This is a genomic window from Actinomycetes bacterium (genome assembly GCA_036000965.1).
Classification (GTDB): domain Bacteria; phylum Actinomycetota; class CALGFH01; order CALGFH01; family CALGFH01; genus DASYUT01.
In genome coordinates this window covers 1-20651 of the sequence record DASYUT010000298.1, presented here as the reverse complement: position 1 = coordinate 20651, position 20651 = coordinate 1, and the positions used below count along the sequence as shown (strand labels likewise).

16 protein-coding genes and 1 pseudogene are annotated in these 20651 nt (G+C 73.1%); 5 read left to right on the top strand and 12 right to left on the bottom strand.

The window, feature by feature from the left end:
• The 11 genes from VG276_26330 to VG276_26280 all read right to left on the bottom strand — a co-directional run.
• Positions 1–538 (bottom strand): glycosyltransferase family 4 protein (locus VG276_26330; GenBank protein ID HEV8652810.1); only part of this gene is annotated, 538 nt, incomplete at its 3' end.
• 6 nt (positions 539–544) lie between these two features.
• A complete protein-coding gene (locus tag VG276_26325; GenBank protein HEV8652809.1) occupies positions 545–1474 on the bottom strand; it encodes an NAD(P)-dependent oxidoreductase in 930 nt (309 codons plus the stop codon).
• Between the two features lie 37 nt (positions 1475–1511).
• Positions 1512–2441 carry a glycosyltransferase family 2 protein gene (locus tag VG276_26320; protein HEV8652808.1) on the bottom strand — a complete coding sequence of 310 codons (930 nt, stop codon included), beginning with the start codon at positions 2439–2441 and terminating at the stop codon, positions 1512–1514.
• The gene (locus tag VG276_26315) at positions 2432–3232 is read right to left on the bottom strand and encodes a methyltransferase domain-containing protein (protein HEV8652807.1); all 801 of its coding nucleotides are present in this window, start codon (positions 3230–3232) and stop codon (positions 2432–2434) included. Before VG276_26315 ends, VG276_26320 begins: the two co-directional genes overlap by 10 nt.
• Before the next feature lie 15 nt (positions 3233–3247).
• The gene (locus VG276_26310; protein HEV8652806.1) at positions 3248–4330 is read right to left on the bottom strand and encodes an NAD-dependent epimerase/dehydratase family protein; all 1083 of its coding nucleotides are present in this window, start codon (positions 4328–4330) and stop codon (positions 3248–3250) included.
• Positions 4331–4332: 2 nt separating this feature from the next.
• Complete coding sequence (locus VG276_26305; protein HEV8652805.1) at positions 4333–5514, bottom strand: UDP-N-acetyl glucosamine 2-epimerase; 1182 nt, start codon at positions 5512–5514, stop codon at positions 4333–4335.
• Between the two features lie 67 nt (positions 5515–5581).
• Complete coding sequence (locus VG276_26300; GenBank protein ID HEV8652804.1) at positions 5582–6670, bottom strand: polysaccharide biosynthesis protein; 1089 nt, start codon at positions 6668–6670, stop codon at positions 5582–5584.
• Positions 6667–7536 (bottom strand): SDR family oxidoreductase, encoded by an 870-nt coding sequence (locus VG276_26295; protein ID HEV8652803.1) that lies wholly within the window; start codon positions 7534–7536, stop codon positions 6667–6669. The genes VG276_26300 and VG276_26295 overlap by 4 nt, the downstream gene beginning before the upstream one ends.
• Entirely contained in the window at positions 7533–8912 is a 1380-nt protein-coding gene (locus VG276_26290) for a glycosyltransferase family 4 protein (GenBank protein HEV8652802.1), read from the bottom strand. The genes VG276_26295 and VG276_26290 overlap by 4 nt, the downstream gene beginning before the upstream one ends.
• On the bottom strand, positions 8905–9912 hold the full coding sequence (locus VG276_26285) for a glycosyltransferase family 4 protein (protein ID HEV8652801.1): 1008 nt from the start codon (positions 9910–9912) through the stop codon (positions 8905–8907). Before VG276_26285 ends, VG276_26290 begins: the two co-directional genes overlap by 8 nt.
• A gap of 1 nt (position 9913) precedes the next feature.
• Positions 9914–11788 (bottom strand): nucleoside-diphosphate sugar epimerase/dehydratase, encoded by a 1875-nt coding sequence (locus VG276_26280; GenBank protein HEV8652800.1) that lies wholly within the window; start codon positions 11786–11788, stop codon positions 9914–9916.
• A 504-nt stretch (positions 11789–12292) separates the two neighbouring features.
• Here VG276_26280 and VG276_26275 point away from each other — a divergent pair.
• The 3 genes from VG276_26275 to VG276_26265 all read left to right on the top strand — a co-directional run bounded on the left by VG276_26275 (position 12293) and on the right by VG276_26265 (position 16952).
• A complete protein-coding gene (locus VG276_26275) occupies positions 12293–14182 on the top strand; it encodes a HAMP domain-containing sensor histidine kinase (GenBank protein HEV8652799.1) in 1890 nt (629 codons plus the stop codon).
• A gap of 129 nt (positions 14183–14311) precedes the next feature.
• The gene (locus VG276_26270; GenBank protein ID HEV8652798.1) at positions 14312–15196 is read left to right on the top strand and encodes an NAD(P)-dependent oxidoreductase; all 885 of its coding nucleotides are present in this window, start codon (positions 14312–14314) and stop codon (positions 15194–15196) included.
• Positions 15197–15554: 358 nt separating this feature from the next.
• Positions 15555–16952: a lysine 2,3-aminomutase gene (locus VG276_26265; GenBank protein HEV8652797.1), complete on the top strand. Its 1398-nt coding sequence runs from the start codon at positions 15555–15557 to the stop codon at positions 16950–16952.
• A 66-nt stretch (positions 16953–17018) separates the two neighbouring features.
• Here VG276_26265 and VG276_26260 read toward each other — a convergent pair whose 3' ends face one another.
• Positions 17019–18386, bottom strand: coding sequence for a 3-deoxy-7-phosphoheptulonate synthase class II (locus VG276_26260; GenBank protein HEV8652796.1), 1368 nt, complete (start codon positions 18384–18386; stop codon positions 17019–17021).
• A 255-nt stretch (positions 18387–18641) separates the two neighbouring features.
• Here VG276_26260 and VG276_26255 point away from each other — a divergent pair.
• Positions 18642–19544: pseudogene (locus VG276_26255) on the top strand (AMP-binding protein).
• A gap of 219 nt (positions 19545–19763) precedes the next feature.
• Entirely contained in the window at positions 19764–20324 is a 561-nt protein-coding gene (locus VG276_26250) for a dihydrofolate reductase family protein (GenBank protein ID HEV8652795.1), read from the top strand.
• Positions 20325–20651 lie beyond the last annotated feature (327 nt).

The following is a 20651-nucleotide window of genomic DNA, read 5'->3' as shown; positions in this document are numbered from 1 at the left end:
CGGCCTCGTCGATGCCGTTGGGGATGACCGTCACGGCCGCCGGGTCGACGCCGTAGGCCCGGAAGTGGGCCCGCTCGTCGCCGGTGATCGCCACGTGCCCGCTCGCGCGCCGGACCAGCCTGGTGCCACCCAGCGCGTTGTACAGGCGCTTGATGCCCCGGGAGCGCCCGAAGCGGGGCAGCGCCCCCGCCGGGCAGATCACGTACGGCTTGCCGAGCCGGCGCGCGTACCAGCCGGCGAGCAGGTTCAGCAGCGTCCAGTGCGAGATCAGGTGGACGACGTCGGCGCGCCGCACCACCTCCCCCACCTGCCTGGGCGAGCAGCGGGGGATGTAGAAGCGCTCCACCAGGCAGGGCAGGGCGACCACGTCCGCCTCGGGCAGCTCCGCGGTCCGCGCCCTGGTCCGCCCGAGGTCGGTGACCAGCACCTCACATTCGGCCCCGGCCCTGGCCAGGGCGCGCACGAGCTGGAAGGTCCGCTCGGCGGTGCCGCCGCCGGTGACCGGGTCGAGGGACATGTTGACGCTGAGCACCCGCACGCGCGGCTACCGCCCTTGCCATTCGACGGCGGCCACGACCCGCCGCACCTCGTCGAGCAGGGGGACGGCGTCGGTGTACCCGGCCGACCGGAGCGCCTCGGAGGAGAACGTGCGCCGTACCCGCAGCGGCCGCCCGGTCGCCGCCGCGAGCCCTCGCACGGCCCAGTCCGGCACGGGCACACCAGGCAGCGGCCGCCGCCCGGCGATGCGCCGCACCACGTCCTGCATGGCCGCGTAGCCCGCGTTCTCGGGCCGGTGGTCCTCGGCCACGATGTAGCACTCCCGGTGCTCGCGCGGCGGCCGGTCGAGCACGAACGAGATCGCCGCGACGACGTTGGAGACGGCGACGAAGTTGACGGAGTGGTCGCGCCGCAGGCTCTTCTTCAGGACCCCCACGGCCGGGCGGTGGAGCGCGTCGCGGGCCAGCGGGAGCAGCCCGAGGCCGCCGGGGCCGACCACCGTGCTGGGGCGGAGCACGGTCAGGGGGAGGTCGTCGCGCAGCTTCTCGCGCCAGAGCAGCTCGCAGGCGAGCTTGGTGCGCGCGTACTTGGAGTCCGGGCGGCAGGGGCTGGCCTCGTCGAGGTGCCCGGTCGCGCGCAGCCCGTAGACCGACACCGTGCTGAGCACGACCACCCTGGCCACGCCAGGGCAGGCGTTGACCGCGTCGAGCAGGTGCTGGTTGTGGCGGACGTTGGCCGGCCCGGACGCGTGCGACCAGGCCAGGTGGCACAGGACCGTCCCGTCGGGCAGGCCGGCGAGCGACACCGGCTCGGCCAGGTCCACGGGCAGCCACCCCTCCCCCGCCGCCAGGTCGGGCTCGCTCCGCCCGAGCAGCCACACGGGCCGGCCGGCGAGAACCGGGCGCAGGTGGCGGCCGATGAACCCGCTCCCCCCGGTCACCGCCACGGCGGGGACCTGGCCGCCGAGGGTGCTCACCGGAGAACCCGCCTCAGGGCCCCAGGCCCCTCCGGGTTCACGGGTCGTCCCGGTCCCGGCCGCGGTCGCCGAACCGCAGGTGGTGGGAGAGCCCGGTGGCCAGCAACTTGACGGTCCGGGGGGTGAGGTTGCGGGGGTGCAGGGCGAGCGCCCGCCAGGTGCAGCCCAGGCCGCGCGCGTACCGGTCGCTCTTGAGGTGCGAGCGGGCCGCGACCAGGTAGGCGTTGCTGAGCGCCTCGCGCCGGGCCGGGCGGAGCGCGGCCGGGACCGCCTGGCTCCGGAAGTACCCGGTGGTGATGGCCAGGTACTCCTCGGAGGCCGGCTTGCTGTCGGCCGCGAACGACAGCGAGCCGTCGTGGACGCGGAACCGTGCCAGCACCTCGGGCACCCTGGTGAAGCGGCCGTGGAGCCCGAGCCGCAGCCAGAAGTCGTAGTCGGGCGCCATCCGGAAGCGGCTGTCCCACGGACCGGCCGCCTCGAGCGCCGAGCGCCGGAACAGGGCGCCCGGCCCGGGCGGGCAGGCGAAGCGCACGACCATCTCGCGGTAGTCGAAGTCGGGCGCCCGCACCTGGCGGATGGGCCGGGAGCTCCGGTCGATCAGCTCGTAGTCGGGGTAGGCGAGCACCGCGCCGGGGTCGGCGGCCAGCCGGGCGACGAGCGTGCCGACCGCGTCGGGCAGGAGCACGTCGTCGGCCGAGAGGTACCCGAGGATCGACCCTCGCGCCTTGGCCCACCCCTTGTTGAGCGTTGCCGACTGGCCCATGTTGGGGTGGGTGTCCCAGAGGCACCGCCCGGTGTAGCGCTCGAGCACCTCCACGGTGCCGTCGTGGGACCCGTCGTCGAGCACCAGCAGCTCGACGTCCCGGTAGCGCTGCCCGAGCACGCTCTCGATCGCCTCGGCCAGGTAGCTCGCATGGTTGTAGGCCGGGATGACGATCGAGACCAGCGGCCCGGGGCTCAGTGCCACCGCGCCACCTCGGCCGGCTCGTGCGCTGGCGGCACGCGCCTGGCCGCCCAGCCGGGCGGCTTGCGGGCGACCAGCAGCCAGCTGTCCTTGAGGCCCTGGAACGGCGCGGTGGCGGCCTGGTAGGCGAGCCGGAGCCTGGGCGGCAGCTTGTGGAACATGTGGTGGCAGCCGCGCAGGGTGACGACCTGGAGGCCGAGGAACCGGGCCAGCCGGGCGAGGTCGTCGCGGCTGTACTCGCGCACGTGGCCCCGCCACGGCCCCCGGCTCCAGTAGTACGCGGCGAAGGGGGGCAGGTTCGTCCTGCCCCGCAGCACGTCCAGGCGCTTGCGCACCGCGACCGCGTTGGGCACGGTGACCAGCAGCAGCCCGCCCGGCCCGACCAGGCCGAGCAGGTCGTTCAGCAGCTCCCTGGGCGAGTCGTGGAGGTGCTCGAGCACGTCGTTGAGCATCACCATGTCGAACCGCTCGCCCTGGAACGGCGTCTCGCCGGGGCCGGCGGGCCGGAAGTCGACGCCCGTCGCGGCCGCGAACGCCTGGATCTTCTCCCGGTGGCCGGCCACGCCGTGCCAGTCGTCGCCGAGGTCGTCGGTTGCCGAGCAGGAGTAGCCGAGCAGCGACAGAACCGCGGTCTTGTCGCACGGACCGGAGCCGAAGTCGAGGATGCGGGCGCCCGGCGGCAGGTGGCCGGTGACCGCCGCCGCGATGGCGCGGTAGGCGTCCTCCTGGGCGCTAGTGTAGCCGTCGAAGGGGAACGTACGGCGGACCGCCTCGATCGCCTCGCCAACGTCCATGTCGTCCTCCCGGTGTCAGGCGGCCGCGGGACCGCCTGGAGCGCGCAAGGCCCCGTTGCGGTACTCGGCGACCATGGCAGGCAGCGCGGCCTCCAGCGTCTGGGTGGGCCGCCAGCCGAGCTCCCGGGCGATCTTGGCGGCGCTGAACCAGGCCGAGCCGGTGAGCCGCTCGAGGGCGGCCGAGTCGAACACGAACCGCCTGCCCCTGGCCCGGCCAGCCAGGTCCCCGGCCCGAGCCAGGCCGGCCAGGCACCAGCGGGGCACGGTGACCGCGCCGGGCTCCCGCCCCAGGGCCCGCACCATGGCGACGTACATGCCCCGGGTCGAGTAGGCCCGCCCGTCGGTGACGACGTAGGTCTGGCCGGCCGCCTCCTGCCGCTCGGCCGCGAGCAGCGCGGCCCCCACCACGTCGTCCACGCCGACCAGCGAGCGCCGGTTGCCCAGCTCGGGCACTGGCGGGAAGCGGCGGCGGTCGATCGCCTCGAGCATCCGGGGCAGGTTGCCCTTGGCCCCCGGTCCGTAGACCAGGGCCGGGCGCAGGTTGCACACGTGCATGCCGTGGCGCTCGCCGGCCGCGAGCACGAGCCGCTCGGCCTCCAGCTTGGAGCGCCCGTAGGGGGTGGCGGGCGGGGTCGCCGCCGACTCGTCGGCGAGCGCGCGCCCGGTGTCGCCCACCACGGCCCGGCTCGACATGAACACGAACCGGGGCACCCCGGCCGCCACCGCGGCCGCGAGCAGGGCCCGGGTCGCGTCGACGTTGGCGGCCTGGTAGGCCGCCTCGTCGGGCACCCGTTCGGCCAGGTCGTGCACCTTGCCGGCCAGGTGGAACACGACCTCGACGTCGGCCAGCAGCTCCGCGGGCACCGGCCTGGCGCCTCCCAGGCGATCCGGCCTCGCGGGCTCCAGACGATCCGGCCTCGCGCGCCCAAGGGGGTCGGGTGCGCCGGCGGCCAGGTCGAGGCTGACCTGCTCCTCCCACGGCCCCTCGGCCGGGCGGCGCATCACCGCCCGGACCGCGCGGCCCCGGGCGGTGAGCTCCTGGCAGAGGGCCCGGCCGATGAAGCCGGACGCCCCGGTGACCAGGCACCGCTCCCCCATCGCTACCGCTCCCCGCTCGGGTCCGACCAGACGGTCCGGTTCACGTAGGCCACGTAGCTCAAGATGATGCGGACCACCTTCCGGGAGACGCCCGGGGCGTCGTAGTCGGGCACGACCCGCCCGGTTCGCCCGGCGGCGTGCTGGCTGGTGACGGTGTCGACCGCGGCCAGGACCCGGTCGGGGCGGAGCCCGCTGGCCACGAGCACGCCCTCGTCCATCCCCTCGGGGCGCTCGTGGGCGTCGCGGATCATGACGGCGGGGAAGCCGAGCAGCGACGCCTCCTCGGTGAGCGTGCCGCTGTCGGACACCACGCACAGGGCGTTGCGCTGGAGCTGCACCCAGTCGAGGTAGCCGAACGGCGGCAGCCAGCGCAGGCGCTGGTCGGCCTCCCGGGCGACGCCCGCTTCACCGGGCGCGCACAGTCCCGCGCCGGTGAGCCGGGCCCGGGTCCTCGGGTGGGTGGAGACGATCACCGGCACGCCGTGCCGCCCGGCCAGGGCGCGCAGGCCCTCGACGAGCTGGCCGAGCTTGTGGGGGACGTCGACGTTCTCCTCCCGGTGGGCGCTGACCAGCAGGTAGCGGCCGGGCTCCAGCCCGAGCGCGGGCAGCACCCGCGAGCCGTCGATCCCGGCCCGGTGGTGCTCGAGCACCTCCTTCATAGGGCTGCCGACCTTGAAGACCGTCTCGGGCCGCAGCCCCTCGGCGAGCAGGTGGCGCCGGGCGTGCTCGGTCAGCGGCAGGTTCACGTCGCTGAGGTGGTCCACGAGCCGGCGGTTGATCTCCTCGGGCACGCGGTCGTCGAAGCAGCGGTTGCCCGCCTCCATGTGGAACACGGGGATCCGCCGCCGCTTGGCCGCGATCACCGCCAGGCAGGTGTTGGTGTCGCCGTACAGCAGCAGCGCGTCCGGCCGCTCGGCCTCCATCACCTGGTCGGCGCGGGAGATGACGAGCCCGATCGACTCGGCCACAGTCGCCCCGACCGCGTCCAGGAGGTGGTCGGGCTTGCGGATCCCGAGCTCGTCGAAGAACACCTGGTTGAGCCCGTGGTCGTAGTTCTGCCCGGAGTGGACGAGCAGGTGGTCGGTGTGCCGTTCGAGCTCCGCCACGACCCGGCTGAGCTTGATGACCTCGGGCCGGGTGCCCACGATGGTCATGACCTTGAGCCTGGCCGGTGCGACGGTCATGTGGCGCACCCCGGTGCGACGGTCATGTGGCGCACCGCCCGCCCGTGTCCTCGGGTCGCGCCCGCCCTCATCGCAGCAGCTCCACGCCGCCGTTGAAGCGGACCTGGCCGACCAGCAGCCGGTTGCGCTCCAGCAGGGCGACGGTCTCGTCCAGGTCGACGACGTCGTCGGCCGAGCTGTACTCCCCCTTGAGGTCGCCACCCGGGACCGCCTCGGCGGCCTGGCGCGCCTCAGGCAGTCCCGCCAGCTCGGGGAGCATCGGCGCGATCACGTAGTACCGGCCCCGCCTGGTGGTGTGGTTGCACTCCTCCTCGGAGACCAGCACCTCGTGCAGCTTCTCGCCGGGGCGGATCCCGTTCACGCTGATCTCGACGTCACGCTCGCCCACCAGCGCCGAGGCGATGTTCATGACCGTGGCCGACGGGGTGATGGGCACGAGCGTCTCGCCCGGGCGGCCCTCCCGGAGGGCCCGGAAGACCATGTCCACGGCCTCCTCGAGGGTGACCAGGAAGCGGGTCATCTCCGGGGTGGTGACCGTGACCGGGCCGCCCTGCTCGATCTGGCTGTGGAACAGCGGGATGACCGACCCGCGGGAGGCGAGCACGTTGCCGTAGCGGACCACCATGAAGCGGGTGGCGGTCCGCCCGATGTTGGCCGCGACCACGATCCGCTCCTGCAGCGCCTTGGTCATGCCCATGACGTTCACGGGCTTGCACGCCTTGTCGGTGGAGACCGCGACGACCGCCTGCACCGGGTAGTCGTGCTCACGGATGGCGCGGGTGATGTTGACCGCGCCCAGGCAGTTGGTCATCACCGCCTGATCCGGGAAGTACTCGCAGGTCGGCACCTGCTTGAGCGCTGCCGCGTTGACCACGAAGTCGGCGTCGCGCAGGGCCGAGCAGACGTCGTGGTAGCTGCGCACGTCGCCGATGCGGAACTCCAGGGCGCGCGAGAAGTTGCGGTAGATGACCTCGTCGGTGGTGACCGACTTGTGCAGGTAGGAGAGGCGCATGGCGTGCTGCTTGGCCTCGTCCCTGGACAGCACGACGACCTTGCCCGGCGTGCCCAGCTCGCCGGAGAGCACCCGCCTGACCAGCACCTGGCCGAGCGACCCGGTGCCGCCGGTGACCAGGATCGTCCTGCCTTCGAGGATCACGTGCCCTCCCGTTCGCGGACCTGCCCGGCGAGCTCGCCGAGCATCTCGTCCCAGGTGGGCGGGTCCCACCCGGTCGCCAGGCGGAAGCGCTCCGCCGTGAGGCTCCGGTCGCAGCGCACCGCGTCGTCGGGCCGGACCTCGACGTCCCGGCCGAGGTGGGCGGCGAGGGAGCAGAGCAGGTCGTACTTGCCGACCGGCTCGGCGGCCACGTGCCACAGGCCCGCCAGCCCGGGGTGCCTGGCAAGCACCCGGTCGATCACGCGGGCCATCTCGGCCGTGGTCAGCCCGGTGTAGACGGCGTGTCGGAAGCCGCGTACTGGCCCCTGCTGGGCCAGGAACCACTCGACCAGGCCGAGCCGGTTGCCGAGCTCCAGGCCGATGATCGAGGAGCGCAGCACCAGGCAGGCACCGTCGTCGACCTCGCCGAGCAGCTTGGTGCGGCCGTAGAGGTCCTGGGGGTCGGGCTCGTCGGCCTCGGTGTAGCCGCCCCGCCGCCCCGAGAAGACGCAGTCGGTGGACAGGTGGACCAGGCGGGTGCCTGCCCGGCGGCAGGCGGCGGCGAGCCGCTGGGGGAACAGGGCGTTCACCTCGATGCTGGGCACGGCCGAGCGCGCCTCGGGCCGCTGCTTGACGATCCCGGCGGCGTTGACGACCGCCTCGGGACGGAACCGGTCGAGCACGTCGAGCACGACACCGAAGTCGCGCACGTCGATGCCTGGCTCGGCGTTGGCCTCTGAGTACAGGCCGTGCCCGGCGTAGGCGGCCAGCGGCCGGCGCAGGGTGACCCGGACCTCGTGCACGGGCCCGAGCTGGGCCAGCAGCCGATGCCCGAGCATGCCGTCCCCGCCGACCACGAGCAGCCTCATCGGCGCGCCTCCTGCTCACGCACGCCCGGGGTTGCGCCCGCCGTGCCGATCGGGCGCCCCGCCTCCACGCGCACCGGGCGGGCGGCGCTCCCGGCCGCCTCGGGTCCGCCGGCGGTCTCCCGCATGCACGCCTCCAGTTGGTCCAGGAGCTTCTGGCGCTCGAAGTGCTCGAGGAAGTAGGCGCGGCCCCTGGCGCCCATCGCCGCGCGCTCGGCGGCGGGCAGGTGGTACAGGCAGCGCACCGCCCCGGCCAGCGCGACGGCGTCCTCGGCAGGGACCGCGATCCCGGCCCCTGACTCCTCGATCACCCTGGCCCCCTCGCCGTCGAGCGCGCCGAGCACCGGCTTGCCGCAGGCCAGGAAGGACTGCAGCCGGGCCGGGATGGTGAGCGCGTAGATCTCCCTGCGTTCCAGGGCCACCACCAGCGCGTCGGCCAGCGACAGGTAGCGCGGCATCGCCTCGACCGGCCGCCGCCCGAGCAGATGGACCCGGCCCGCGAGCCCCCTGCGGGCCACCTCGGCCTCGACCCAGGCCCGCTGCCGGCCGTCGCCGATGATCACCCAGTTGACGTCGTCGAGGTCGCGCAGGCGCCCGGCGGCGTCCAGGACGGTGCCGAGCGACTGGGCGGTGCCGATGTTGCCGGCCAGCACGACGCGGAAGCCGCCTGGCAGCTCGCGGCGCTCGGGCGCGTCCTCGTCGAGCCGCACGGGCGCGTAGGCGCTCTCCGCCCACTGCGGGAAGTAGGCGACCTTGGACGGCCGGGCGCCGAGCGCGGCGACGTGGTCGAGGAAGCCCCGGGAGGTCATCAGCACGCAGTCGCTCTGCTGGTAGAGCCAGCGCACCAGCCGGCCCACCCAGCGCAGAACCCGCTCGGAGGTGACCGCGCCGGTGGCTGCGAGCGACTCCGGCCACAGGTCCTGCACCCAGAACACGATGGGGACGCCCTTGAGGCGCCTGAGCACGGCCGCTGGCACGCCGACGGTCACCGGCGAGGGCTGGTACACGAAGATCACGTCGAAGCGCCCGCGCAGGCGGGCAGGGCCGAGCAGGCTCGCCGAGGCCGCGAACGACAGGTAGTTGAGGGCCAGCCGCCAGCCCTGGCCGCGCCCCCGGGAGGCGAGCGGGACGCGCTTCACCGCGACCCGGCCGAGCCGCTCGGTCCAGGGCCGGAAGGGGCCGTAGCCGCCGAACAGGGCCCGGCTCGGGAAGCTGGGCTGGCCGGTCAGGACCGTCACCTCGTGGCCGCGGTCGGCCAGCTCCAGGGCCAGGTCGTTGACGCGGAACTCCTCCGGCCAGAAGTACTGGCTGACGACCAGGATCCGGAGCGGCCGGCCGGCGCGGGGCTCAGTCGGCCGGCTGGAGGGGGGCTCAGCCATCGGTCACCGGGACCGCCTCGCCGGCGGAGGCGCTCACCAGCCGCGGCAGGGCGAGGTAGGCGGCGGTGGCGCAGGCGAGGCCGAGCGCGGCCACGGCCCGGCCGCCGGCCGGGGCGGCCGCACCCAGGCCACCGAGCAGGGCGCACCCGGCGGTGAGGCCGCCGACGGTCGCGGTGGTGCGCGCGTGCGACCAGCCGAGCCGGACGAGCCGCTGGTAGACGTGGTCGCGATGGGGCCGGTACCAGGCCTCGCCGTGGCTGACCCGCCGCAGCAGGGTGGTACCGGTGTCGGCCAGGTAGAGCAGCACCGGCGCCACGGCCGCCTCGGGCGGCACGCCCGAGCGCAGCGCGACGACCACGAGCGCGGCGATCCACGACCCGAAGAAGTAGCTGCCGACGTCGCCGAGGAAGCAGCGGGGGTGCGGGAAGTTGAAGGGCAGGAAGCCGGCTGCGGCGGCGGCGATCAGCAGCCCGCCGGCGGCGAGCGCGTGGGCGCCCTGGACGTGGCCGACGGCGAACCAGGCCAGTCCCGCGACGGCGGCCTGGACCCCGGAGATGCCGTTGATGCCGTCCATGAAGTTGAAGGCGTTGGCGTAGGCGACCAGCCACACGGCCACCGCCAAGGCGAACACGACCTGCCAGCCCGGCGGCCCGGTGAGGCCGGTGAGCAGGAACGGCAGGGCGAGCGCGGCGGCCAGCAGCTGCAGCGCGAAGCGGGGCAGGGGCGGCACGCCGCGGAGGTCCTCCAGCAGCCCGACCGCGCCGAAGCCGATGACCACGACCGCGAGCCCGGCCCGCTGGGGCGGGTCGAGCACCGGCACCCCGGACAGCATCGCGGTGGCCGCGCAGGCGGGGGCGAGCCCACCCCCGCGCAGGGTGGCCACCGTGTGGGAGGAGCGGTGGGTGGGCTGGTCGAGGACCTGGAGCCGGCGCAGCGCCCGGAGCAGGAGCGGGGAGAGCCCCAGGGTGAGCGCGAGGGTGAGCAGGGCCCCGGACAGCACCTCAGCGGCCTCCCTCGGGGACGGCGGCGATCTGGTCGGGCAGCACCGCGGCCAGCCGGCGCAGCTCGGTGACGACGGCGTTGGCGGGGGCGGTCGGGTCGAGCCGGCGGGCCAGCTCGGGGTCGCAGGGCGGGACCTCAACGTGGGCGATGAGCGGATGGACGGGACGGACGTCCAGCTCGCCGGGGCCGAGCAGGACCTCGTGCAGCTTCTCGCCCGGCCGCAGGCCCGTGTAGACGACCTCGACCGGGCGGTCGGCCTGGGCGGCCAGCCGCTCCGCGACCGCCGCAATCCGCACCGGCGACCCCATGTCGAGCACGAGCGCCTCGCCGTCACGGCCGATGGCCCCGGCCTGGATGACGAGCTGGACCGCCTCCTCCACGGTCATGAAGTAGCGGGTCACCTCGGGGTCGGTCACCGTGATCGGCCCGCCCGCGGCGAACTGGGCCCGGAAGGTTGTGAGCATCGACCCTCGGCTGCCGAGCACGTTGCCGAAGCGGACGCTGAGGAAGGTCCCGGACGCGCGGGCGGCGACGTGGGTGGTCAGTCGCTCGGCGATGCGCTTGGACCAGCCGAGCACGCTGACCGGGTCGGCCGCCTTGTCGGTGGAGACGTTGACGAAGCGGTCCACGCCCCAGCGGGCCGCGATCTCGAGCAGGTCGAGGGTGGCGAGCACGTTGGTCCTGACCGCCTCGGCGGGGTGCCGCTCGAGCAGGGGCAGGTGCTTGAGGGCGGCGGCGTGGAACACCACCTCGGGCCGGTGCTCGGCGAACACCTGCTCGAGGCGGCGGCGGTCGCGGATGTCGAGCAGCACCATGTCGGGGGAGTCGAGCAGCGCCCGGCCCTCGATCGACAGCTGCACGCCGTGCAGCGCGTTCTCGTCCCGGTCGACCTTGATCAGCTCGGCGGGGGCAAAGCGGTAGATCTGGCGGCACAGCTCGGAGCCGATCGACCCGCCGGCCCCGGTCACCAGCACCCGCCGGCCGGCGAGGTAGCCGGCGATGGCCTCCACGTCGGTGTCGATCTCGTGCCGGCCGAGCAGGTCGGCCTCGGTGAGGCTGCGGATGTCGCCGACGCCCACGCGGGCGTCCAGCAGCTCGCTCACGGGCGGCAGCACCTTGACGGCCAGCGCGGCCTGGTTGGCCAGGTCGGTCAGCTCGCCGACGAGGTCGGCCCCGGCGCTCGGCACGGCCACGAGCAGCGCGGTGGCCTGGTGATCACGGGCGGCCTTGGCCATCGAGTGCCGGGTGCCGACCACCGGGATGCCGCTGATGCGCAGGTGGCGCTTTGCCGGGTGGTCGTCGAGCAGCGCCACCGGCAGGTAGGGCGCGGCCGGGTCGCGCAGCATCGAGGTGACCACCTGGGCGCCGCCCTCGCCGGCGCCGAAGACCAGCAGCCGGGTGGCACCGTCGCCGCGGGGCCGCAGCAGCCGGTCCAGGCGCAGCCGCCAGGCGTAGCGGACGCCGCCCATGAGCACGAACGCGCCGATGCCGCCGCCGAGCGTGGCCCCAAGCGGCACCAGCCGGGGCCGTCCCGGGGTGAGGTCGGCGATGAACAGCAGGACGGTGACGAAGGCGGTGGCCGGCGCGAGCACGGCGACCTCGTCGAAGCTGCCGAAGCGGCGCCGGCCCCGGTAGAGGCCGCTGAACCAGCCGGCACCCGCCTGCCCGACCGCGGCGAGGGCGGTCATGACCGCCAGCCCGGCCGGGACGATGGACGCGACCACGAAGTCGTAGCGGGCCAGGCAGGCCGTGGCCAGCGCGATCGCCCAGGCGAGGATGTCGAGCGCGGCCTGCACGCCCGAGCGTGACGTGATGGGCGACCCGACGCGCTGTGCTCGCTGCCTGCTGCCGGTTGCGTTCGCGCGCAGCCGCATAGCTCCCCTGCTTGTTGGGTTCGAGACAGATGACAGGGCCGGGATCTACTCGGCGGTACCGCTCGTGTCCAACATGTCGAACCGCGAGCGCCCGACCTTTACACCCGGTTCGAAGACACGGTTGGAGTCGCCACGCGGGGAAGCAACTGCACGCTGGCGCGCACGAGGAACGCCCGGAGCGGAGGATTGCCGCGATCACTACGAAACTGATGAAACGTCGTAGACTGATCCTCTGAACGCACGATCGGCAAGAACGTCATTCTTTGCTGGTGTATCGTAAGGTGTCCTGTTGCACTGCTTTGCCATGTTCGAGGCGCGCCCCGTCGGGCGCTTCCTCGTCGAGGCCGACATGAGCCATGCCTCCGGCCCGCGCCCGGTCACCTCTTCGGCGGCGCTCCGCTGCTGTTTTGGTTTTTTTGCGCCTGATGCCCTAGTCCGACGGCCCCGTTGCGCGCAAGATGAGCAGGTGCACCCCGACCGATCCCGTGGAGCGACCCGGAAGCCGTGACCGGATACCTGCCCTTCCGAGCCGCCGCGCTGTTCGCGGCCCTCGTCACCGTCGTCTTCGTGGCGTGGATGGTCCTGGAGATCGGCGGGCCCCAGACCACCACCGCGATCGACGACGTCGCCCAGTGCGTGGCCGCGTTCACGGCCGGGGTGGCCTGCCTGGCCGCCTCTGGCCGCGAGGCGTACGGCTACGGCCGGGCCTGGCACAAGAAGCTGCGCCGGGCCTGGCGCCTGCTCGGGGCGGCCGCGATCTCCTGGGGCGCCGGCGAGGCCATCTGGACCTACATGGAGCTCGTCCAGCACCGATCGGTGCCGTTCCCGTCAGCCGCCGACGTCGGCTACCTGACCGCGGTGCCCCTGCTGGTCGCGGCCGTGCTCACGTTCCCGTCCGCGCCCGTGCGCATGACGGCCCGGCTGCGCACCCTGCTCGACGCGCTCATCATCGCCGCCTCCCTGCTCGCGGTGAGCTGGGTGACCGTGCTCGGCCCGATGTGGGACGCGGAGGCCCCCTCCCTGCTCGCCCGCGCCGTGCGGCTTGCCTACCCGCTGGCCGACGTCGTCATCGCCACCATCGCCTTCTCGCTGCTGACCCGCACGCGGGGGCGGGACCCGGTGTCGACGACGCTGCTCGCCCTGGCGCTGCTCTTCCTGGCCGTGGCCGACTCCAGCTTCCTGTACCTGACCAGCACCGGCACCTACCGGCCGGGGAACCTCGTCGACCTGGGCTGGCTGGTCGGCTGGCTGCTCGTCCTGGTGATGGCCGCGCGGCCGATGGAGGCCCAGCTCGACGACGCCCGGGAGGAACGGGTCTCGCTGGCCCGTCTCGTCCTGCCCTACGCGCTGCTCACCCTCGCCTTCCTGACCTGCGTCACCGTCCAGCTCACCGCGCACCAGCTCGGGGCCTTCCTGTTCATCAACGGGATCATCCTGGTGGTCCTGGTGATCGTCAGGCAGCTGGTCACCCTGGTCGAGAACCGGGGGCTGAACCGGCGCCTCGAGGGGATGGTCCAGGAGCTGTCGGAACGGGAGTCGCAGCTCGAGAAGGCGCTCAGCCGCGAGCAGACCGCGGCCGAGCGCCTTCGCGCGGTCGACGCGATGAAGGACACGTTCCTGCGTGCGGTCTCCCACGACCTGCGCAACCCGCTGACCGCGATCCTCGGGGTGGCCCTCACCCTCGAGCGGACCAGGATGGAGCTGCCCCGCGACAAGGGCATGGAGCTGCTCGGGATGCTGGTGGACAAGGCCCGCAAGCTCGACCGGCTCCTGACCGACCTGCTCGACCTGAACCGGCTCGAGCAGGGCGTGCTCGAGCCCAACCGCTCGCCCACCGACCTCGGCGCGCTGGTCCGCCACCTGGTCGAGGAGATCGACCATCTCGAGGGGCGCCCGGTCCACGTCGAGGTCGGGCGGTTGCTCGTCGACATCGACGGGCCCAAGGTCGAGCGCATCATCGAGAACCTGCTCATCAACACCACGCGGCACACGCCGGCGGGCACGCCGGTGTGGATCCGGGCCGCCGCCGTCGGTCCCGACCTCGAGCTGGTCGTCGAGGACTGCGGCCCGGGCGTGCCGCCCGAGCTGGCCGGCACCATCTTCGAGCCGTTCCGTCAGGGCCCGAGCGCGAGCAGCGACCACTCCCCCGGGGTCGGCATCGGGCTGTCGCTCGTCGCGCGCTTCGCCCAGCTCCACGGCGGCCGGGCCTGGGTCGGCGAGCGGTACGGCGGCGGCGCCGCCTTCCACGTGCTGGTGCCCGACGCGATCCTGCAGCCCGCGTCCGTCAACCCGCCGTCCCCGCCGGCCCAGCAGCCCGCCGCCACCCAGGTGCTGGAGACCGCCGCGCCGGTGGAGCCGGCGCTGAAGGTGCTCGACCGCGCCCAGGGCGCCTAGTGCCCCAGGCGACTGCGGTGGTGGGCGCTGAAGGTTGGCACCCCTGGTGTGCTGCTCCTCGTGAGCCGTTCGTCCACAATGATCGCCATCGGTCGAGGTACGTGCGCGAGGGAGAGCGAGGGGTCGACCATGGGTGACAAGGGCACCGTCGCGGTGCTGGGAACCGGGATCATGGGCGCTGCGATGGCCCGCCGGCTCTGCGGGGCAGGCTTCGACGTGCGGGTCTGGAACCGCACCAGGGAGCGGGCCGAGCCGCTGGCCGAGGCGGGCGCCTCGGTGGCCGCGTCACCCGCGGAAGCGGCCGACCAGGCCGACTACATCCTCACCGTGCTGGCCGACGGGGGCGCCGTCGAGGCGGTCATGTTCGGCCCTGACGGCGCCGCCGGCACCGCCGGCGACGACGTCGTGTGGCTGCAGATGAGCACCGTGGGCGTGCGGGCGGCCGAGGTGCTCGGCCGCGCCGCCGCCCTCCGGGACCTCGTGTACGTCGATGCTCCCGTGCTCGGCACCAGGGAGCCGGCCGAGCGGGGCCAGCTGCTGGTGCTGGCCTCCGGGCCGGACGACGCGCGGGACCGCTGCGCGCCGGTGTTCGAGGCGGTGGCCGGGCGCGTGCTCTGGCTCGGGCCGGCAGGCGCCGGATCGCGGCTCAAGCTGGTGGTCAACGCCTGGCTGCTCGGGCTCCTGGGCGCGCTGGCCGAGTCGGTCGCGCTCGCCCAGTGCATCGGGGCCGACCCGGCCCAGTTCCTCGACGCCATCCGGGGTGGTCCCCTGGGCGCGCCCTACGCCGACCTCAAGGGCAGGATGATGATGGAAGCCGACTTCCCGCCGAGCTTCGCGCTCCATCTCGCGCACAAGGACGTCCGCCTGGTCCTGGAGGCGGCCGGGGACTGCGACATGCCGCTCCCGCTGGCCGGCACGATGGCCCAGCAGTTCGGCCGGGCCACCCAGCTCGGCCACGGCGACGAGGACTTGGCCGCCGTCTACTACGCCGTCACCGGCAACAAGGCTCTCTGACCGAGCCGTTCGACGACGCGCCAGCCCCGGCAGCCCGGGCAGCCCCGGCAGCCGCGGCTGGGCCCGGCGTTCGCGGCCGCGGCCCGGCAGCCCGGCCGCGACTGGAACCGCTCCTCGGCGGCACGCCGGTTTGCTATCGTCTAAGCGACTGCGCCGTCGCCACGCTCGCCTGGAGCGCGTGAGGCCGGGCCGAGGTCTTGGAGGCTCCCCCACGCCCCGAGGGCGCCCGGCCCCGTGGTCGCCGAGTCCTTGTGGCCGGATCGAGAAGGACCCTGCCGGCAGGCCGAGCAGGCCCCTGCGATCGAGAAGGACCCTGCCGGCATCTCCGAGCAGGCCCCCGCGCACATCGAGGGACGCCATGTCGAAGACCAACCCGGGCCCCTTCTTCCACCGGGTGCCCAGAGCCCACCCGGCCGAGCAGCCGTTCACCTACCCGCTCGCGCGCGAGTGGGCCGAGCCGGACTGGACCCGGCTCCCCGGCTACGCCGCCGTGACCCGCAAGGAGTGGGAGTCGGCCCAGTGGCAGCGCGCCCACACCGTCAAGAACCTGCGCCAGCTCGTGGCCGTCTTCGGCGACCTGCTCCCCGCCGGCCTGCTCGCCTCGATCGAGCGCGACCAGGCCGAGCGGGCCACCATGTCGATGCTCGTCCCGCCCCAGATGCTCAACACCATGGACGAGCGCGGCCTGTGGACCGACCCGGTCCGCCGCTACATGCTGCCGGCGTTCGACGACCGCGACCCGGAGTGGCCGAGCCACCCGCTGGCCACCCGCGACAGCCTGCACGAGGCCGACATGTGGGCGGTCGAGGGGCTCACCCACCGCTACCCGACCAAGGTCCTGGCCGAGCTGCTCTCCACCTGCCCGCAGTACTGCGGCCACTGCACCCGCATGGACCTGGTGGGCAACTCCACCCCGCAGGTGGCCAAGTACAAGTTCCAGATCAAGCAGCCCAGCCGGCACGAGCAGATCCTCGACTACCTGCGCCGCACCCCGTCCGTCCGCGACGTGGTGGTGTCCGGCGGCGACGTCGCCAACCTGCCGATCCGGGTGCTCGAGCAGTTCGTCTCGGCCGTGCTCGACATCGAGCACGTACGCGACCTGCGCCTGGCAACCAAGGGGCTCATGGGCCTGCCCCAGCACTTCCTCCAGGACGACGTGCTCGCGGGGCTCGAGCGGCTGGCCATCAAGGCCAACGACCGGGACGTCGACCTGGCTGTGCACGTCCACGTCAACCACGCCAACCAGCTCACCCCGCTGGTGGCCAGGGTGGTCCGCAAGCTGCTCGACATGGGGTTCCGGGACGTCCGCAACCAGGGCGTGCTGCTCCGCGGGGTCAATGCCACGCCCAAGGACCTGCTCGACCTCTGCTTCACCCTGCTCGACCACACCAGGGTGATGCCGTACTACTTCTACATGTGCGACATGATCCCCAGCTCCGAGCACTGGCGGGTCTCGGTCGCCGAGGCCCAGGCGCTGCAGCACGCGATCATGGGCTACCTGCCTGGCTTCGCCACCCCCAGGGTCGTCTGCGACGTGCCGTTCGTGGGCAAGCGCTGGGTCCACCAGGTCGAGTCGTACGACCGCGAGAAGGGCATCTCGTACTGGACGAAGAACTACCGCACCGGGATCGAGTTCGACGTCCCCGACGCGCTCGTGCGCCGCTACGAGTACTACGACCCGATCCGCGACCTGCCCGAGACCGGCAAGGAGTACTGGCGCAGGTTCGGCGTCCCGGAGACCGTCCCGGTCGGCTGACGGCCGGACCTGGCCGTCAGGACGAGATGCCAGCGGCGCAGCCCCGCTCCGAGCAGCTCGGCGCCGTCAGGCGTTGCGGAGCAGCTCGGCGACCTGGAAGGCGCACTCGAGCGACTGGCTGGCGTTGAGGCGCGGGTCGCAGGCGGTCTCGTAGCGCTGGCCGAGGTGGCCGTCGAGGATCTCCTCGGCGCCGCCCAGGCACTCGGTGACGTCCTCGCCGCTCAGCTCGACGTGGATGCCGCCGGGGTGGGTGCCCTCGGCCCGGTGGACCGTGAAGAAGCCGCGGAGCTCGGCCATGACGTCCTCGAAGCGGCGCGTCTTGTGCCCGGACGGCCCGATGAAGGTGTTGCCGTGCATCGGGTCGCAGGCCCACACGACCGGGTGGCCGGCTTCCCCGACCGCGCGCACCAGGGAGGGCAGCAGCTCCATCACCCGGCCCGCGCCGAGCCGGCTGACCAGGGTGAGCCGGCCGGGGACCCGGTGCGGGTCGAGCCGGTCGCAGAGGGCGACGGTCTGGTCGGGGGTCGCGGTGGGGCCCAGCTTGACCGCGACCGGGTTGCCGACCCCGGAGAGGAACTCGACGTGGGCACCGTCGAGCTGGCGGGTGCGGTCACCGACCCACAGCAGGTGCGCCGAGGTGTCGTACCAGCCCCCGGTGAGGCTGTCCTGCCTGGTCATGGCCTGTTCGAAGCTGAGCAGGAGCGCCTCGTGGGAGGTGTAGAAGTCGACCTGGTGGATGGTGGAGGCCTCCGAGAGGTCGACGCCGCAGGCGGCCATGAACCGCAGCGCGCGGTCGATGCCTGAGGCGGTCGCCTCGTAGCGCTGGCCGGCCGAGCTGCGGGCGACGAACTCCTGGTTCCAGACGTGGACCTGGTTGAGGTCGGCGAAGCCGCCCTTGGTGAACGCGCGCAGCAGGTTCAGGGTGGCCGACGACTGATGGTAGGCCTGCAGGAGCCGGGCCGGGTCGGCGCGGCGCGCCTCGGGCGTGGGCGCCGCGCCGTTCACCATGTCGCCCCGGTAGCTCGCCAGCTCCACGCCGTCGACCAGCTCGGTGGGCGCGCTGCGGGGCTTGGCGAACTGCCCCGCGATGCGGCCGAGCTTGACCACGGGCAGGCCGGCGCCGTAGGTGAGCACGACCGCCATCTGCAGGATGACCTTGAGCTTGTCGCGGATCGAGTCGGCCGAGAAGGCGTCGAACGACTCCGCGCAGTCTCCGGCCTGGAGCAGGAAGCCATGGCCGGCGGCGACGCGGGCGAGGTGGCCCTGCAGGCTGCGCACCTCGCCGGCGAAGACCAGCGGCGGCAGCTTCGCGACCTGGCCGAGCACACCCTCGAGGGCGGCCGGGTCGGGCCAGTCAGGTTGCTGGGCAGCGTCAAGAGGGCGCCAGGAGCCCGGCGTCCATGCCTCGGGCTCGACGCGAAGCGGTGAGGTCATGCCGCACATGGTGGCCGGTTCACCGCCGTTCCGGCAACCCGGAATCCCGGATCCGCAGCTTGGCTTGCCGCTTGCACGCTCGGGTCCACCGCCAACCCGGTTGCCTACGGGGTCTGGCAGTAGGTGGCGGACGCCCTGACCAACTCGGACGGCTCGGTCACGATCACCGGCGCCTGCTGCGCGCGCCTGGCAGCCCTTGCGCGTGGGGCCTTCGGGCGCGAGCATCGGGGGCGGTCGGACGATCAGGAGGCGGCCATGGCACAGGCAGACTCGGCCCAGGGCGGAGACGCGTCGACCCGGCGCGGGAGCGCGCCCTCGTACGTCCACGGCGCGAGCGCCGTTCCCCTGCTCGGCGAGACCATCGGGCAGAACCTCGACCGGACGGCGGCGCGCGTCCCAGACCGGGACGCGCTCGTCAGCGTCCACCAGGACGTCCGCCTCACCTACGCCCAGCTCCACGAGGCCGTCGAGGAGATCGCCAGGGGCCTCATGGCCCTCGGCATCCAGCCCGGCGACCGGGTCGGCATCTGGTCGCCCAACAACGCCGAGTGGGTCACCCTCCAGTACGCCACCGCGAAGACCGGCGCGATCCTCGTCAACATCAACCCGGCCTACCGGACGTCGGAGCTGGCCTACGCCCTGGCCCAGTCGGGCGTGTCCACCCTCGTGCTCGCGCCCCGGTTCCGGCAGGCCGACTACGTCGCCATGCTCGACGACGTGGCGTCCCAGGCCCCGGCGCTCGGGCGGCGCATCGTGCTCGGCGACGAGACGCCGGCCGGCGCGATGGCCTGGGACGACCTGCGGGAGCTGGCCTCCCGGACGACCGTGGACGCCCTGCGCGCCCGTGAGGCGGAGCTGCAGTTCGACGACCCCATCAACATCCAGTACACCTCGGGCACGACCGGCTTCCCAAAGGGCGCCACCCTGTCGCACCACAACATCTTGAACAACGGCTTCTTCATCGGCGAGGGCTGCCGCTATACCGAGGCCGACCGGGTCTGCATCCCGGTGCCGCTGTACCACTGCTTCGGCATGGTGCTCGGCAACCTCGCCTGCACCACCCACGGAGCCGCCATGGTCTACCCGGCCGAGGCGTTCGACCCCGCTGCGACCCTGGCGGCCGTCGAGGCCGAGCGCTGCACCAGCCTCTACGGGGTACTACGTTTAGGATGAAATACACTAGCAGTGATGCAGCGTCAGGCAGGATGGGCAGGGTGGATGGCCGAGGTGATGAAGACGGTGGATCTGGCTCATATCTCGTGATGGACACGACCTGTGTTCAGACAGCGTCGGCGAGGGTTGCCTGGCGGTGACACAGCCGCGACGTAGGGTGCTGACGGACGGTCGTGCAGCTCCAAACCTCGAGGAAGGCTCGCCATGGCCAAGCTGATCTATGTGTTGAATGTGTCACTTGACGGGTACATCGCCGACGAGGACGGCAAGTTCGACTGGGCGGCACCAGACGAGGAGTTCTTCTCCTTCGTCAACGACCTGGAGCGGCCGGTCGGCACCTACCTGTACGGGCGCCGGATGTACGAGCTGATGCACGTCTGGGAGACCGACCCCGCCGCCGCGCCCCAGTCGCCCGCCGCGCGGGAGTTCGCGGAGATCTGGCAGTCGGCCGACAAGGTCGTGTACTCCAGGACGCTGGAGGCGGCCTCCACCACCAGGACGCGGATCGAACGGGACTTCGACCCCGAAGCGGTCCGGCAACTGAAGGCGGCAGCCGAGCGTGACTTCACCGTGGGCGGTCCCACCCTCGGCGCCCATGCGATCACAGCCGGGCTGGTGGACGAGTACCACCTGTTCGTCTGGCCCGTCGTGGTGGGCGGCGGCAAGCACTTCCTCCCCAACCGGGCCCGGCTTCAGCTCGAACTGCTGGACGAGCGCCGGTTCGGCAACGGCGTGGTGTACCTGCGCTACCGCACCCAGACATGAGCAGACGGCGGCGGCGCCCGGACGTGGGCGCCGCCGGCGCTCATACGCGGGTGGCTTGGGACCGTAGGCCCTCAGCGGTGAGCAGGACTCGCTTGCGCAGCAGGGGCAGGCTCGCTCTGCCGAACATCTGGCGTTTGGTGTGTCCTGAACGCGGAGGGGAGTCGATGTAGGTCGAGTTCTTGATGCGGTGCTGCACGGGAGATGAAGGATTTCGGCCCTTCGGAGTCGCCTTGCGGAAGGAGGCTCCAAACCACCTCATGCTGCGTTGGCTGAAGACCGTCGTGGTGAGCGATGAGGAAAAGGCGCCCTTGAGGCGTCAGGTGGGGA